The organism is Reyranella sp. (genome assembly GCF_044224635.1).
Lineage (GTDB): Bacteria > Pseudomonadota > Alphaproteobacteria > Reyranellales > Reyranellaceae > Reyranella.
On the sequence record NZ_JBGAKA010000003.1, the window covers coordinates 125611 to 140083 of the forward strand.

General features: G+C 66.2%; 16 protein-coding genes. 10 read left to right on the forward strand and 6 right to left on the reverse strand.

Going from position 1 to position 14473, the window contains the following annotated elements:
• The first annotated feature begins 9 nt into the window (after positions 1-9).
• Positions 10-624, forward strand: coding sequence for a pyridoxamine 5'-phosphate oxidase family protein (locus ACILR9_RS04185; protein ID WP_395708640.1), 615 nt, complete (start codon positions 10-12; stop codon positions 622-624).
• A gap of 441 nt (positions 625-1065) precedes the next feature.
• On the forward strand, positions 1066-2523 hold the full coding sequence (metG, locus tag ACILR9_RS04190) for a methionine--tRNA ligase (RefSeq protein ID WP_395708794.1): 1458 nt from the start codon (positions 1066-1068) through the stop codon (positions 2521-2523).
• Here metG and ACILR9_RS04195 read toward each other — a convergent pair.
• Together ACILR9_RS04195 and ACILR9_RS04200 are read right to left on the reverse strand one after the other, a co-directional pair.
• Positions 2495-3331 carry a TauD/TfdA dioxygenase family protein gene (locus ACILR9_RS04195; RefSeq protein WP_395708641.1) on the reverse strand — a complete coding sequence of 279 codons (837 nt, stop codon included), beginning with the start codon at positions 3329-3331 and terminating at the stop codon, positions 2495-2497. The two genes, metG and ACILR9_RS04195, sit on opposite strands and share 29 nt — an antisense overlap.
• A 6-nt stretch (positions 3332-3337) precedes the next feature.
• Positions 3338-4141 carry an enoyl-CoA hydratase/isomerase family protein gene (locus ACILR9_RS04200; protein ID WP_395708642.1) on the reverse strand — a complete coding sequence of 268 codons (804 nt, stop codon included), beginning with the start codon at positions 4139-4141 and terminating at the stop codon, positions 3338-3340.
• 383 nt (positions 4142-4524) lie between these two features.
• Here ACILR9_RS04200 and mepA point away from each other — a divergent pair, with 383 nt between their 5' ends.
• Positions 4525-5352, forward strand: coding sequence for a penicillin-insensitive murein endopeptidase (mepA, locus tag ACILR9_RS04205; protein ID WP_395708643.1), 828 nt, complete (start codon positions 4525-4527; stop codon positions 5350-5352).
• Positions 5353-5418: 66 nt separating this feature from the next.
• Here mepA and ACILR9_RS04210 read toward each other — a convergent pair whose 3' ends face one another.
• The 3 genes from ACILR9_RS04210 to ACILR9_RS04220 all read right to left on the reverse strand — a co-directional run bounded on the left by ACILR9_RS04210 (position 5419) and on the right by ACILR9_RS04220 (position 8353).
• Positions 5419-6213, reverse strand: a complete 795-nt coding sequence (locus ACILR9_RS04210; protein ID WP_395708795.1) for an ABC transporter permease — start codon at positions 6211-6213, stop codon at positions 5419-5421.
• Positions 6213-6986, reverse strand: a complete 774-nt coding sequence (locus ACILR9_RS04215; RefSeq protein ID WP_395708644.1) for an ABC transporter ATP-binding protein — start codon at positions 6984-6986, stop codon at positions 6213-6215. Before ACILR9_RS04215 ends, ACILR9_RS04210 begins: the two co-directional genes overlap by 1 nt.
• A 149-nt stretch (positions 6987-7135) precedes the next feature.
• Complete coding sequence (locus ACILR9_RS04220) at positions 7136-8353, reverse strand: pyridoxal phosphate-dependent aminotransferase (protein WP_395708645.1); 1218 nt, start codon at positions 8351-8353, stop codon at positions 7136-7138.
• A 126-nt stretch (positions 8354-8479) separates the two neighbouring features.
• Between ACILR9_RS04220 and bamE the strand changes: the two genes are divergently transcribed.
• The 4 genes from bamE (at position 8480) to ACILR9_RS04240 (ending at position 10910) form a co-directional block, all read left to right on the forward strand.
• On the forward strand, positions 8480-8782 hold the full coding sequence (bamE, locus tag ACILR9_RS04225) for an outer membrane protein assembly factor BamE (RefSeq protein ID WP_395708646.1): 303 nt from the start codon (positions 8480-8482) through the stop codon (positions 8780-8782).
• A gap of 90 nt (positions 8783-8872) precedes the next feature.
• The gene (locus ACILR9_RS04230) at positions 8873-9823 is read left to right on the forward strand and encodes a hypothetical protein (RefSeq protein WP_395708647.1); all 951 of its coding nucleotides are present in this window, start codon (positions 8873-8875) and stop codon (positions 9821-9823) included.
• The gene (locus ACILR9_RS04235; RefSeq protein ID WP_395708648.1) at positions 9820-10389 is read left to right on the forward strand and encodes a chromate transporter; all 570 of its coding nucleotides are present in this window, start codon (positions 9820-9822) and stop codon (positions 10387-10389) included. The genes ACILR9_RS04230 and ACILR9_RS04235 overlap by 4 nt, the downstream gene beginning before the upstream one ends.
• The gene (locus ACILR9_RS04240; protein ID WP_395708649.1) at positions 10386-10910 is read left to right on the forward strand and encodes a chromate transporter; all 525 of its coding nucleotides are present in this window, start codon (positions 10386-10388) and stop codon (positions 10908-10910) included. Before ACILR9_RS04235 ends, ACILR9_RS04240 begins: the two co-directional genes overlap by 4 nt.
• Here the strand turns inward: ACILR9_RS04240 and ACILR9_RS04245 are convergent.
• Positions 10898-11500, reverse strand: coding sequence for a hypothetical protein (locus tag ACILR9_RS04245; protein ID WP_395708650.1), 603 nt, complete (start codon positions 11498-11500; stop codon positions 10898-10900). The two genes, ACILR9_RS04240 and ACILR9_RS04245, sit on opposite strands and share 13 nt — an antisense overlap.
• Before the next feature lie 171 nt (positions 11501-11671).
• Between ACILR9_RS04245 and ACILR9_RS04250 the strand changes: the two genes are divergently transcribed.
• From ACILR9_RS04250 to mdlC, 3 genes are all read left to right on the forward strand, one after another.
• Entirely contained in the window at positions 11672-12244 is a 573-nt protein-coding gene (locus tag ACILR9_RS04250; protein WP_395708651.1) for an NnrU family protein, read from the forward strand.
• A 123-nt stretch (positions 12245-12367) separates the two neighbouring features.
• Positions 12368-12697 carry a hypothetical protein gene (locus ACILR9_RS04255; protein ID WP_395708652.1) on the forward strand — a complete coding sequence of 110 codons (330 nt, stop codon included), beginning with the start codon at positions 12368-12370 and terminating at the stop codon, positions 12695-12697.
• Positions 12698-12818: 121 nt separating this feature from the next.
• The gene (mdlC, locus tag ACILR9_RS04260) at positions 12819-14438 is read left to right on the forward strand and encodes a benzoylformate decarboxylase (protein WP_395708653.1); all 1620 of its coding nucleotides are present in this window, start codon (positions 12819-12821) and stop codon (positions 14436-14438) included.
• Positions 14439-14473 lie beyond the last annotated feature (35 nt).

Sequence of the window (14473 nt, forward strand, 5' to 3'; positions counted from 1 at the left end):
GAGGAAACCGTGCAGGATTTCGTCACTTCTGAAGCCCAACTCGAGGCGATCTACGGCCTGCCGGCCGGCCCGGCCGTGATCAAGGAGATCGACCACATCTCCGAGCACTATCGCCGCTTCATCGAGATATCGCCCTTCGTCGTTCTCGCCACTTCAGGTCCGGAAGGGCTCGATTGCACCCCGCGCGGCGATCCGGCCGGCTTCGTGCGCGTGGTCGATAGCCGGACCGTCATGCTGCCGGATCGACGCGGCAACAACCGCATCGACACGTTGCGCAACATCGTCCGCGACCCGCGCATCGCGCTGCTGTTCCTGATCCCAGGCGTGGGCAGGACGCTGCGTATCAATGGCCGCGCCGCGATCAGCATCGACCGCGAACTCTGCGAATCGTTCACCATGGAAGGCAAGGTGCCGCGCAGCGTCATCGTCGTTACCGCGGAGAGCGTCTATACGCAGTGCCCCAAGGCACTCGTCCGCTCGCGACTGTGGGACCCCAGCTTCCACGTCGACGAAAGCACCAGTCTGCCCAGCAGCGGCACGATCATGAAAGCCCTGCAGAAGGGCTTCGATGGCGATACCTACGATCGCAACTACCCGCAGCGCCTCAAGGAGACGATCTACTGAACCGGCATTGCATAGAGCGATTGTTTCAAGCGAAATCCTCACCCTGAGGAGCGCACGAAGTGCGCGTCTCGAAGGGTCGGCAACAGACGTGCTTTGGCCGCCCCTTCGAGACGCAACCTGCGGCTGCTCCTCAGGGTGAGGTTTTTCTTTGATGCTTCAGCCCAAGACAATCTCGCCCAGGCAGGTGTCGTCGACAGACGCCGCTTCCGCTGAGAACATGTTCCGTCGACCTTCTCAAACCTTTCGCACGGCCATTGACGGCTGGCCGTAGACCAACGATATAGCCCCCATGTCCATCGCCATCCGCATCGCTTTTTCGCGAATGCACCCGGCCCTTCCTCGGAACGGGGCGGAAGGATGACGCGCGGGCGCTGACGCCCGATCGATCGAGCTCCCCGGCCCTTCCCTGCGAAGGGCTTTTTCATGTCCGGCTGCGACACGATGGAGAGCTCAATGACGAAATTTCTGATCACCAGCGCCCTGCCCTACGTCAACGGCGTCAAGCATCTCGGCAATCTCGCAGGTTCGCTCCTGCCGGCCGACATTCACGCCCGCTATCGCCGGCAGACCGGGCACGAGGTGCTGTTTCTCTGCGGCACCGACGAACATGGCACCCCGGCCGAGCTGGCGGCGCAGGCCGAAGGCCTGCCGGTCGCCGACTATTGCGCGCGTCAGCACGCCGTGCAGACCGATATCTATCGTCGCTTCGATCTGTCGTTCGATCACTTCTCGCGCACCTCGCAGGCCGCCAATCGCAGGCTCACGCAGGACATCTTCCTGCGACTTGATTCCGCCGGCCACATCGAGCCGCGAACCATCCGGCAGGCCTACTCGCCGACCGACGGCCGCTTCCTGCCCGATCGCTACGTCGTCGGCACCTGCCCGCATTGCGGCGACACCAACGCCCGTGGCGACCAGTGCGAGGCCTGCACGCGGCTCCTCGATCCGGAGACCCTGATCGCGCCGCGCTCCGCGGTCTCGGGCGCTACGGACATAGAATTTCGCGAGAGCCAGCATCTGTTCCTGAAACTGTCCGGCTTTGCGCCGGCGCTGCGGGCATGGCTGGACGGACGTAACGACTGGCCATTGCTGGTCCGCTCGATCGCCGGCAAGTGGCTCGACGAGGGGCTGCGTGATCGCTGCATCACCCGCGACCTTTCGTGGGGTGTGCCGGTCCCGAAGGACGGCTTCGCCGACAAGGTGTTCTATGTCTGGTTCGATGCCCCGATCGGCTACATCGCGGCCGCCGTCGAATGGGCGGAAGCCGCCCTGGGGCGCGACTGGCGCACTTGGTGGCAGGGCGGCGACGAGGTCCGCTACCTGCAGTTCCTCGCCAAGGACAACGTCCCCTTCCACACCGTCAGCTTCCCGGCGACTCTCCTGGGATCGGGGCTGCCGCTGAAGCTTCCCGACCTCATCAAGGGCTTCAACTGGCTCACCTACGAGGGCGGCAAGTTCTCGACCAGCCGCCAGCGTGGCATCTTCACCGATGCCGCCCTCGACCTGCTGCCCGCCGACGCTTGGCGCTGGTGGTTGGCGGCGAACGCGCCGGAAGGCTCGGACAGCGACTTCACCGTCGATCGCTTCGTCGACGGGGTTAACAAGGACCTCGCCGACACCTTCGGCAACCTGGTCAATCGCTGCCTTGCCTTTGCCGGCTCGGCGTTCGGCGGCACCGTCCCGGCTGGCGGGCAGCCCGGTCCGCTCGAAGACGCGCTCGTCGAGCGGCTCGACTCGGAATTGGCTGCACTCTGCCGCCACCACGACCGGCTGGAGTGGCCGCCAGGTAGGAGTACCGGCTGCCGATGCCGAGGTAGAAATCGATCGTCCTGGCGGCGTCCCCGGCGGCGTCCATGCCGGCCGCCGAAATCTAGCGCGGCTTGTCGCCGGCGATGGTGATGCGGTGCATCACCCGGCGATGGCCGTGATAGTCGTTGATCGGATTGTGCATGGCGCAGCGATTGTCCCAGAAGGCGAGCGAACCGACCTCCCAGCGGAAGCGGCAGGTGAACTCCGGCCGCGTCTGGTGCTCCCACAGGAACTTCAGGAGCGGCAGGCTCTCCTTCTCGGTCCAGCCCTTGATCTGGGCGGTATGCGCATCGGAGGTGAAGAGCGCCTTGCGACCGGTCTCCGGGTGGGTACGCACGATCGGGTGCTCGGCACTGAACACCTTGTGCTCGACACCGGCCGCTTTCAGGCGATCCTCGCGGGTCCGGGTGACGTCGGCCTTGACCGACGAGCTGACCCCGATCAGTCCCTCCAGCGTTTGCTTGAGCCCGTCCGACAGCGCCTCGTAGGCGAGATACTGGTTAGCGAACATGGTGTCCCCTCCGTACGGCGGCACCTCGCGTGCCAGCAGCATGCTGCCCATCGGCGGGATCTGCAGGTAGGTCGTGTCAGAATGCCAGATGCCACCGAAATTGTTGCGCTCGTGCTCGAGCTTGACCACCGGCGTGATCATCGGCGCTTCGGGCAGGCCCTTGAGCTGCGGGTATTCGATCGGCTCGCCAAAGCGCCTCGCGAAGCCGAGCTGCTGTTGCGGCGTCACCTTCTGGTCGCGCAGGAAGATCACCAAGTGGTCGAGAAAAGCCTGCCGCACCTCGCCCACGATCTCGTCGTCGAGTTCGCGCGACATGTCGACGCCATGGACCTCGGCACCGAGAGCCCCGGCGATCGGCCGCACCTCGATATGGCGATAGTTTCTCATGTCGTTCTATCCTTTCACCCAGGGCGGTGTTGTCTTGGCCATGAAGGCCTTGATGCCGAGCGAGGCGTGCGGCCGGCGCAGCAGGCCGACCAGCCGTTCCGCGGCATCGTCCAGCACGGCGCGATCGTCCCGGGTGGCGCAGGCCAGCACCAGGTCCTTGACGGTGGCGAGCGCCTGCGGCTCGAGCCGCAGGATGTCCTCCACCACACTGTCGAGCGTGCGGTCGACCTCGCCGGCGGTGGCGCAGAGATGGCGGCCGACGCCCAGCCGACAGGCCTCAGCCGCATCGATGACCCGGCCCGTCACTGCCAGATCGCGCACCGCGCCCTCGCCCAGCCGGCGCACCAGGAACGGGATGATCTGCGAGGGGATGAAGCCGACCTTCGGCTCGGGCACGCCGAAACGCGCGCTGGCATGCAGGATCACCACGTCCGAGCAGCACGCCATGCCGAAGCCACCGCCGACAGCCGAGCCTTCGACGATCGAGATCGTGGCTTGCGGCAGCGTGTTGAGCGCAAGCAGCGCATCACCGAACTGGCGATAGGCCGGGACGAGCGGATCGTTCGCGTCATTGTCGGGCCGGGGCGGCATGTCGGCCATGGCATCGAGGTCACCGCCGGCGCAGAAGTGCCCGCCGGCACCGCGCAGCACCAGCACCCGGCAGTCGGGGTTGTTTCGCACTGCAGCGAACACCTGCTCGAGTTCCAGCATCATGGCGTGGGTCAACGCATTGCGCCGCCCCGGGCGGTTCAACGTCAGCCGGGTCACCGGGCCACGGTGCGACACGTCGAGCGAGGTGTAGGCCACCATGCCCACCTTCTTAGCATCGCCTGCAACTTTGCCGAAAGGTCGCGTCATGTGCTGGGGACGTGCCACTCCTGTGGCGCTCATAGGGTGCGTAACCGAGAAGCAAGAGCGCCACAGGAGTGGCGCGCTCATCGGCGCTCACTTACAACGGAACCTTGCTCTGAGGAGCGGGCCGCAGGGCCGCGTCTCGAAGGGTCGGCAGCGCGGCAAGTGCTGCGGCACTGCTTTTTCAGCGATTTCGTGTATAGCCCATCCTTCGAGACGTCCGCTACGCGGCCTCCTCAGGATGAAGTTTTTGTTGGTCGTCGATCAAAGCTAGCGCCTATGTGTGGCCAATGGAATCGCGCCACTGGAGTGGCGCGCCCCCGGCGCGTACGCTTTGCGAAATGAAGCCCTTCCTGGCCGCGCTCATCGTTTTCCTCACCGGTTTCTCCGCATCGGCCCAGGAGTGGGCGCAGGTCACGACGCCAACGGCCGGTCCGCCGCAGTCGATCGGCTTCTACACCGCGGGCTGCTTGCAGGGCGCACAGGCCCTGCCGCTCGATGGGCAGGGCTACGAAGCAATCCGAGTCAGTCGCAATCGCTACTGGGGACAACCCGTCACTATCGACTACATCAAGTCGCTGTCGGAGAAGGTACGGGCCGCCGGTCAGCCGCCACTCTACATAGGCGACATCGGCCAGCCACGCGGCGGTCCGGCGCCATCGGGCCATGCCAGCCATCAGATCGGGCTCGACGCCGACATCTGGTTCGAACGCCAGCCTGGACCACGCCTGGCGCCAGCGCTGCGCGAGAATCCGCGCCTCCGTTCGCTGGTACGGGCCGGCGACGGCGGCATCGACGACAGCGTCTTCACCGAGCAGCACGTCGCCCTGCTGCGCCTCGCTGCCGAGATGCCGCATCTCGACCGCATCTTCGTGAATAAGTGGATCAAGCAGCGGCTTTGCCAGACCGCCACCGGCAATCGCGCCTGGCTGCGCAAGCTAGTCGTGTGGGTGGGCCACGACGAGCATTTCCACGTCAGGCTCTTCTGCCCACCCGGCAACCCACAGTGCCAGCCGCAGGGTGCGTACTACGAAGACGACGGCTGCGGCGAGCAGCTCGACCTGTGGTTCACTCGGCCGCCGGTGACCTTGCCCCCGCCGGGCACGCCGCAGCAGCCTTACCGGCCGAAGCTGCCCGCCGCCTGCACGGCCGTCCTGAAAGCGCCCTAACCAGCGCGCCGCTTCGGGCGTCGGCTCGATCCTGGCAATGGTCGCAGGCATGAGCCTTGTCGCCGTCTACTCGCCCTGCCCCAGCAAGGTGCCAGCACGCCGAGACAGGCGGAAGAACCACTGGAAGACCTGGAAGCCGACCACGAGATAGACGACGGAGAGGCCGAAGGCGAAACCCAGCAGATCCCAATGCACGGTCTGCTCGGCCATGATGGCGCGCATGCCCTCGAAGACGTAGGCGGTCGGCAGGCCGTGCGCGATCACCTGCAGCCACTGCGGCAGGACCGAGATCGGGTAGTAGACGCCGCTCACCGGCATCAGGATGAACACGGCAGCCCAGGCGAAGCTCTCGGCGCTCTGCCCGACGCGCATCACCAGCCCGGACATGGCGAGCCCGATCGACCAGGAGAACATCTGCAGGATGGCGAAGAAGGCGATCAGCGGCAGGCCGAGCGAGTAAATCGAGTAGCCGAAGAACGCCCAGGCGAGCAGCGACACCGGGATCAGCCCCAGCAGGGTGCGCAGCAGGGCGGCGATGATGATGCCGGTCGCCATCTCCCACGAGCGGATCGGGCTGACGAAAAGATGGCCGAGATTGCGCGACCAGATCTCTTCCAGGAAGGCGATCGACAGCGAGAGGTTGCCGCGCACCACGACTTCCCAGAGCAGCAGGCCCGACAGCAGCACGCCCGCCGCCTGGGCCACGAAGGAGGCCTGCGGCAGCAGGTACTGGGTCATGAAGCCCCACATCACCATCTGCACGGCCGGCCAGTAGATCGAATCGATCAGCCGCATCACGGAGCTGCGCCAGATGTGGATGTGGCGCATCACCAGGGCCCAGATGCGCTCCGCCGAGCCCATCACGGCACGGTCTCCTTCTTGCCGAGCGAATCGAGGCCGCGTCCCCGCCCGCGCGCCATGTCGAGGAACACCTCCTCCATGTCCTCGCGGCCGAACCGCTCGATCAGCTCGCGCGGGCTGCCGCGCTCGAACACCCGGCCGGACTGCAGCAGGATCACGTCGTCGCACAGCCGCTCGACCTCACCCATGTTGTGCGAGGCGAGCAGGATCGTGGCGCCAGTCTCGTGCTGATAGCTCTCGAGATAGCCGCGCACCCAGTCGGCGGTGTCGGGATCGAGCGACGCCGTCGGCTCGTCGAGCAGCAGCACGTCGGGCTTGTTGATCAGCGCCTTGGCCAGCGCCACCCGGGTTTTCTGGCCAGCCGACAGCTTGCCCGCTTGGCGGTCGAGGAACGGCGCCACCTGCATGTGCTCGGCGATCTCGTCAATCCGGCGCGCGAGATTCCGCACGCTGTAAAGGCGACCATAGAACAGCAGGTTCTGCCGCACCGTGAGCCGGTGGGGCAGGTCGACGTAGGGCGAGGAGAAATTCATGCGTGGCAGGGCGCCGTAGCGGTGGCGGCGCACATCGACCCCGAGCACGCTGATCTCGCCGGCGGTCGGCTCCAGCAGCCCGAGCAGCATGGCGATCGTCGTCGTCTTGCCCGCGCCGTTGCCGCCCAGCAGGCCCAGCACGGAGCCGTGCGGCACGGTGAAGGTCAGGTCGTCGACCGCGACGATCTCGCCGTACTCCTTGCGCAGATGCCGGACGTCGATGGAAAGGGTTGGGGACACTCTATTCTCATCCGCCTCCCCGGCTCTGCCGGGGAGGTGTCGCGTCATACGCGACGGAGGGGTCATGAGTCACGTGAGGGGGGCCTATGACTCCTCCGCCGGCGACTACGCCGACACCTCCCCACGCAAAGCGTGGGAGAGGAATCATCCTATAGCGCCTTGATGGCCGCCTCGATGCGGTCGAGGCCCTTGCTCAGGCGGTCGGCGCCAGCGGCGAAGCAGAGGCGGATGTTGCCCTCGCCGCCCGGACCGAACGCCTCGCCCGGCGCCAGACCGACCTTGTAGTCCTTGGCCAGCGACAGGCAGAATTTCATCGTGTCGCTGACGCCCTCGACCGTGAAGAAGGCATAGAAGGCCGCCTCGGGCCGCGCGATCGTGATGCGGGGCTGCGCCGACAGGCGCTGAAACACCAGCTCGTTGCCGGCGCGGCAGCGCTCCAGCATCTCGGCGATGAAGGCCTCGCCCTTCTCGAGCGCGGCGACGGCGCCGCGTTGCAGGAAGTGCGGCACGCCGGACGTGTTGATCTGCACCAGCTTGGCGAACTGGTCCCCAAGGCCGGTTGGATGGGTGACCCAGCCGACGCGCCAGCCGGTCATGGCCCACGGCTTGGAAAACGAGTTGAGCACGAGCAGTGGATCGTCTGGCCGCGCCTGCTCGAGGAAGGACGGCGCCACCGGTCGGGTGTAGATCAGGCGGGCATAGACCTCGTCGGCCATGACCCACAGGCCACGCTGGCGGGTGAAATCGAGGACCGCGCGCTGCTCCTCTGACGTCATCGTCCAGCCCGTCGGATTGCCCGGCGAGTTGACGAAGATCGCTCGCGTCCGCGCGTCGACAGCGTCGAACAGCTTCTGCAGGTCGAGCGCCCAGCGGCCGTCAGGCTTGCGATCGAGGGCGACGTAGCGCGGCTCGGCCCGTACCAGCTTGGCGGCGGACGTGATGTTCGGCCAGATCGGCGACACGATCACGAGGTTGTCGCCGGGATCGAGCAGCAGCTGGCAGCACAGCACGATCGCCTGCATGCCGCCGGTGGTGACGCTGATGCGGTCGGCCGGGCAGTCGATGCCGTAAAGCCGCTCGGTATAGGCCGAGAGGGCGGCGCGCAATTCCGGGATGCCGCGCTGCCAAGTGTAGAAGGTTTCACCGGCCTGCAAGCCTTTCGCCGCCGCGTCGCGCACGAAATCCGGCGTAACCAGGTCACCTTCGCCGAACCACAGCGGCACGATGTCAGGCTGGCCGAACACCGACATCGCCACCTCGGAGATCGCCGTCTCCGAGAGATCGCCAGCGACTGGTCCGCTCAGCGAGGCCGCGAGGCCGGGCGGCTGGTATCGGGTTCCATATTGCATGGAGCCGAGGTAGCGCATCGGCCAGACTTCCGCCAGACGCCGGGCTGCCCGACAATTGTTCGGGGTAACCCGACAATAATTGGTGACCAGACCTAGCCTGCCGTGGTGCTGGCCCGTTGATCTTCGCCAGCCAGGAGTCGTCCGATGAAGCGCCTCTCTCCCGTCACCTTGATCGTTCTCTCGGCGACGGCTCTCGTCGGCGGCTGCGTGGCGCCGGCCCGGTCGCTCGACCAGATCCGGCCTGGCATGAGCCGTCAGGAGGTCCAATCGATGATCGGCCAGCCACAGACGGTCGCCCATTCGCCCGGCAAGGAATGCGCCTACTACACACTGCTCAAGGATTTCTGGAGCCGCGTGCCCTGGTCGGTCTCCGATCGCTACTACGTCTGCTACGACGCCGATCGGGTCGAGGCGTTCGGCAAGGTCGATGGCCCATCGCCGGAGTGATCTGTCGCCAGAGTGATATGGCGCCGGAATGATATGTCGCCGGAGTGACACGGAAGTCATCGCAAGATACCGTACCAATGGGGAGCAGGAATGGCGGTCGGCGACAAGGAAACGACGCTTCAGGGTTGGCTGGCGGAGCGCTATCCTGGCACCTATGCCGACGGCAAGCGGCGCGACGAGCTGTGCTATCTGCAGTGCAAGCTGATCCTCAAACCTGACCGCATCACGACCGCGCGCGTCTTCAAGGAATTCGCCCACCTGGTCCGGCGGGCAGCCGAAGCAGCCGGCGTCGGCTACCACGACACGCCCAAGGCGGAGCAGCGGCCCGAAGTGCGGGAGGTGCTGTTCCTCGATACCGGCGGGTTCCACCTCTACAACAACGGCTACATCGTGCGCCGCCGTATCGCCTACGAGGATGGCTTTCCGATCGGCGATCCCGAGATCGTCTTCAAGTTCCGCACCCCCGCGATGAAGGCCGGCCAGGAGCTCGACGTCCGCCCGCGCATCGACGGCAAATACAAGATCAAGTTCAAGCTCGAGGTCATGCCGCTCAGAGAGCGCATCGATGGGATGCGGCGGCTGATTTCGCACAATGTCGAGTTCGGGCTCAGCCAGGCTCCCCAGGCAGAGCGCATTGTCATGGCCTCGCTCGGCCACATGTCGCTGGACGAGCTCGCGACGATCTTCCCGCCGCTGGCGGCCATTCCGTGCGAGGGTTCGGACGACGTTTCGCTGGTCAACCAGACCATCGTCGAGGAGCTGATGCAGGACATCTGCCTGCTCGACTTCGGTCATCGGACGGCGGCGACGGCCAACCTGGCCCTCTGGCGATCACGCGGCGACCACCATTCCTTCGTGGGGGAATTCGCCTTCCAGCTGCGCTTCGACGGTCCGGACGGCATCGGCCACAAGCCGCTGCACGCCTGCGAGCGGTTCTTCCTCGAGCTGCAGCAGGTCTGCGCCGACTGGCTCACCCTGACGACCACCAAGACCGGTGCCGTCTATCGCTTGAAAGGTAATCCTCCCCAGGCCCACGAATGAGCGACCCTGCGCCCCCCACGCCGCCGACCGTCTCTCTGGCCAGACTGTTCTGGGTGTTCCTCGTCATGGGGGCCACCAGCCTCGGCGGCGGAGTCGTCGGCTACCTGCGGACCGGCTTGGTGGTGCGCAACCGCTGGGTCGACGACGTCACATTCGTCGAGCTCCTGTCCATCAGCCAGACCCTGCCCGGGCTCAACGCCACCAACATGTCGATCCTGGTCGGCGACCGTCTGCGCGGCGGCTGGGGCGCCCTCGTCGCGACCCTGGGCATGTGCCTGCCCGGCGCCAGCCTGATGATCGCCGCGGTCTACGCCTACGGCATCGGCGGCGACGATCCCTGGTCCAGGGCCTTTCTGCAGGGCATCGCCGCCGGCGCGCTCGGGCTGATCGTCGTGGTGCTAGTCCAGCTCGGGGCCAAAGTCCTGAAGTCCCTGGCCGACTACGTCTTCGTGCTGGCGACGGCAGCGGCGGTGGCCGGTTTCGGCGTGCAGGTTCCCTATGCCCTGATCGTGGCCGGCATCGTCGCCATCTGGTGGCACCGGCCACGCGACAGGACCTTCAAATGAAGCAGCTCGGCGACATTGCCGGCGTCTTCGCCTACCTCTCGCTGCTGACGGTAGGCGGCGGCATGGCGGCCTTTCCCGAGCTCAAGACGCTGACGGTCGACGTCCATCACTGGGTGACGTTTCCCCAGCTGCTGCATTACTACAGCCTCGGTCAGCTGTCGCCCGGCCCCAACATGATGATGGTGGCCTCGATCGGCACCGTTGTTTCGGGTCTGCCGGGCGCCGCGGTCGCGCTGGTCGCCTTCTTCCTGCCGACGGGCCTGCTCACCTGGGGGATCGGTCGGCTGTGGACGCACCTGCAGACGTGGCGCTGGCGGCCGGCGATCCAGACCGGCCTGGGCTCGGTGTCGGTCGGCCTCGTGCTGGCGGGTGCCGTCATCATGGCCAAGGGCGCCGTGGTCGACGCCCTTCACGCGGCCATCGCCGCCATGGTGTTCCTGCTGCTGCTGAAGACGAAGATCAACCCGGCCTACCCGATCGTGGCATCCGGTCTGATCGGCATTCTCGCCTACTGGGTCTGAGTGGGGCTGGGGCGGGAATTGTCCTCGGCGACCTTCTTTTTCAGATCGGGCGCGCCGCCCGGCTGGCATGACGCCCGCGGTACGCCGATCGCCACGACCCGTCCGTCGCCACGCGTAAAGCAGCCCGCCTTCCACTCGCCCGCGAAGGTATCGCCGTCGAGCTTGAGCACGCCCCGGCCATTCGGCACGTCGTCGACATAGGCACCGTCGTAGCGCACGCCTTCGTTCCAGACATACTGGCCTTCGCCAGCCCGCTTGCCGTTGAGGTAGGTCCCGATGAACCGATCGATCGGCCGGCCATGCTCGTACCACTGCGCCGTGCCGCGGCCCTCGGGGCGGCCAGCCCGGCACGCACCCGACCACTCAGCCTTGTCCTCCGGCGCAGGATGCCAATCCCACATGCGGCAGCCGAGCTCGGTATCGAGCAGCCATGTCCCCGCTTCGCACGGTTCGTTCCAGCTGATTTGGACGGAATCGGGTTCACCCGGCGGGCAGTCCTGACGGACTGACGAAGAAGGCAGCGCCTGCGCAAATGCCATACCGCCTGCGAGCAGGAAGGCCGAAGTCAGAAAGACGCCAAGAATACGCATCCATATCCCCACCCGCCGCATGTGGCGATATGGGGTCAACCAAGATTAACACAACTGGTTAAAAGGAATTGGATATTAATAGGGGTCGGGAATGAAATTGAGTCGGGTATCTCGCGAGGTGTGTATCTTGCGCCACACTCAGTCGGGCTGCTGCATGTGGTAGGCTGAACCATGGGTATCCTCATCCTCGGCTTGCTGCTGTTCATCGGCATCCACAGCCTCACCATCTTGCGCCCGACGCGGGCAGCGATCATCGGGCGCCTCGGCGAAGGACCCTACAAGGGTCTGTATTCCATGATCGCCTTGGCAGGCCTGCTGCTGATCATCTGGGGGTTCGGCCGTTACCGCGCCGCCGGTTACATCCCCGTGTGGACTCCACCTTGGGCGCTGTTCCACCCCATCGCCCTTGTCCTGTTGTGGTTTGCCCTGGTGGCCTTGGTCGCGACCTATGCGCCGCCGAGCCGCATCAAGTCCATCCTGCGTCATCCCATGCTGGTCGCCGTCAAGGCATGGGCGCTCTCGCACCTTCTGGTCAACGGCGATCTCGGCTCGATGCTGCTGTTCGGAGGATTGCTCGCCTGGGCGATCTACGACCGCATCGCCGTCAAGCGTCGCGGCGATGCCGGCGCTCCGGCGGTCGCCCGTTTTGGCCGCAACGACGTCATCGTGGTGGTGATCGGCACGTTCGCGTACTTCGCCATCCTGTGGCTGCACGAGTCGCTGATCGGCGTCGCGGCGGCCTAGATGGCCGATTGCAGCACGGTTGATGCAGCGGGACAGATCGGCGCAGCCTTCTGACACAAAGCAGCCTCATTGCTGCTCAGGATCGCGGGCGTCCGCAAGGACGTTTTGTACAAGGAGTATCAAATGATGAATCGTCCCCTCCTCGCCGTTCTGTTGATCCTTGCTTCGGCCAGCGCTGCGAGCGCCCAGGAGGCTTGGCCGCGCTCCCCCTATGGCGGAAACTCGGCGCCGCGCGCGCCGGTGCAGGCTGATGGGCTCGGTGCGCGCAGCGAGCCGACCGTCACGGTTGCCACGGCAGTGGCGCGCACACAGATCGAGAAGAGCGGTTACACCGGCGTGCGCGGCGTCAGCCGCGCCGCCGACGGCACTTGGCATGCCGTAGCCCGCAATGGCCAGAATGCGCCTGTATCGGTCGTCCTCGACGGCCAGGGCAACGTGAGCGAGGCCCGCTGAGCCGCCGTCCACGCGCACGCACGATTTGGCCCGCCCCGTCTCCGCCGGGGCGGGCCTTTTTGTTGCCCAATCGCGCAACGGGGCTATAGAAACCTGCACTGGCCCGGCAAACGGAGGCGACATGCGCACCGTCAAGGACGTGACCTATGGGCTGCTGCGGCAGCTCGGCTTGACGACCATTGTCGGCAATCCGGGATCGACCGAGGAAACCTTCCTCAAGGACTTTCCCGATGACTTCCGCTACGTGCTGGCTCTCCAGGAAGCCAGCGTGGTCGGCATCGCCGACGGCTTGTCCCAGGGTCTGCGCAAGCCGGTGATCGTCAACGTCCACACGGCAGCCGGCCTGGGCAATGCCATGGGCTGTCTTTTGACCGCCTACCTGAACAAGACGCCCCTGGTCGTCACGGCCGGCCAGCAGACGCGTGACATGATGTTGCTCGAGCCGTTGCTGACCAACATAGACGCCGTCAACATGCCGCGGCCGTGGGTGAAATGGAGCTACGAACCAGCCCGCGCCCAGGACGTGCCGGCCGCCTTCATGCGAGCCTACGCGACGGCGCTGCAACCGCCGGCGGGCCCGGTATTCCTGTCGCTGCCGCTCGACGATTGGGATAAGGAAATGCCCGAGGCGATGGTCGAGGGCATCGCGCCGCGGACAGTCGCTAGCCGCGTCGGGCCGGACCCGGATCGCTTGGCAGAGTTCGCCCGCCGCATCGAGGCCAGCGTCCGCCCGGTCCTGGTCTATGGTTCCGACATCGCTCGCAGCCAAGGCTGGCAGGCCGGCATTGCGCTCGCCGAGCGCCTCGGGGCGCCGGTCTGGACCGCCCCCTTCGCCGAGCGCACGCCCTTCCCGGAAACCCATCGGCTGCACGCCGGCACCCTGCCCGCGGCCATCGGACCGGTAGAGCAGAGGCTGGCCGGCCACGACCTGGTCGTGGTCGTCGGGGCACCCGTCTTCCGCTACTACCCGTTCGTGGCTGGGCGCTACCTGCCGCCCGGCGTGCCATTGCTGCAAGTCACGGACGACCCCGAGGCCTCGGCCAAGGCGCCGGTCGGCGACAGCCTGCTGAGCGACAGCCGCCTGTTCCTTGAGACGCTGCTGCCATTGATCCGCAGCCCAACTCCCAGGGCCGCCGCGACAGCGCTGCGGCCGGCCGCCAAGCCGGGCAATCTCGAGAGCCTGCCCCTCTCTGCCGCCGCGGCCATGAGTGCGGTGCGCCGGGCCTGTCCCACCGATTTCGTCCTCGTCGAGGAGTCGCCCTCCAACGTGCCCGAGATGCAGGACATCTTCCGCATCGACCAACCCGACAGTTTCTACACCTTCGCCTCGGGCGGCCTTGGGTGGGGCATGCCGGCGGCTGTCGGACTGGCCCTGGCGGAACGCGACAGCGGTCGAAACCGGCCGGTTGTGGTGCTGATGGGCGACGGCTCCTTCCAGTACTCGGTGCAAAGCCTGTACAGCGCCGTCCAGCAAAAGGTGAAGTCGGTGTACGTCGTATTTCAAAATGACGAGTACGCCATCCTGAAATCCTTCGCCGAGCTCGAGAAGACCCCCCACGTACCAGGCCTCGACATTCCCGGTATCGACATCGTGTCGCTGGCCAGGGGCTACGGCGCGCCCGCGGCGCTGGCCCGGACGGCGGACGACGCCACCGCAGCGGTCGGCGAAGCCTTGAAGCGCCCCGGCACCAGCGTCGTGGTGATCCCGATCACGCGGCGTTTCCACCCGTTGCTCGGGTGAGCCGGAAGGGCCACGGTTACCGCCCAGGAGAAGTG

Coding starts and splice junctions, on each gene's coding strand:
- ACILR9_RS04255 (WP_395708652.1), top strand. CDS start 12,368: ATGATGAATCGTCCCCTCCTCGCCGTTCTGTTGATCCTTGCTTCGGCC.
- ACILR9_RS04250 (WP_395708651.1), top strand. CDS start 11,672: ATGGGTATCCTCATCCTCGGCTTGCTGCTGTTCATCGGCATCCACAGC.
- metG (WP_395708794.1), top strand. CDS start 1,066: ATGGAGAGCTCAATGACGAAATTTCTGATCACCAGCGCCCTGCCCTAC.
- ACILR9_RS04220 (WP_395708645.1), bottom strand. CDS start 8,353: ATGCGCTACCTCGGCTCCATGCAATATGGAACCCGATACCAGCCGCCC.
- ACILR9_RS04230 (WP_395708647.1), top strand. CDS start 8,873: ATGGCGGTCGGCGACAAGGAAACGACGCTTCAGGGTTGGCTGGCGGAG.
- bamE (WP_395708646.1), top strand. CDS start 8,480: ATGAAGCGCCTCTCTCCCGTCACCTTGATCGTTCTCTCGGCGACGGCT.
- ACILR9_RS04200 (WP_395708642.1), bottom strand. CDS start 4,141: ATGGTGGCCTACACCTCGCTCGACGTGTCGCACCGTGGCCCGGTGACC.
- ACILR9_RS04210 (WP_395708795.1), bottom strand. CDS start 6,213: ATGGGCTCGGCGGAGCGCATCTGGGCCCTGGTGATGCGCCACATCCAC.
- ACILR9_RS04245 (WP_395708650.1), bottom strand. CDS start 11,500: ATGCGTATTCTTGGCGTCTTTCTGACTTCGGCCTTCCTGCTCGCAGGC.
- mdlC (WP_395708653.1), top strand. CDS start 12,819: ATGCGCACCGTCAAGGACGTGACCTATGGGCTGCTGCGGCAGCTCGGC.
- mepA (WP_395708643.1), top strand. CDS start 4,525: ATGAAGCCCTTCCTGGCCGCGCTCATCGTTTTCCTCACCGGTTTCTCC.
- ACILR9_RS04235 (WP_395708648.1), top strand. CDS start 9,820: ATGAGCGACCCTGCGCCCCCCACGCCGCCGACCGTCTCTCTGGCCAGA.
- ACILR9_RS04195 (WP_395708641.1), bottom strand. CDS start 3,331: ATGAGAAACTATCGCCATATCGAGGTGCGGCCGATCGCCGGGGCTCTC.
- ACILR9_RS04240 (WP_395708649.1), top strand. CDS start 10,386: ATGAAGCAGCTCGGCGACATTGCCGGCGTCTTCGCCTACCTCTCGCTG.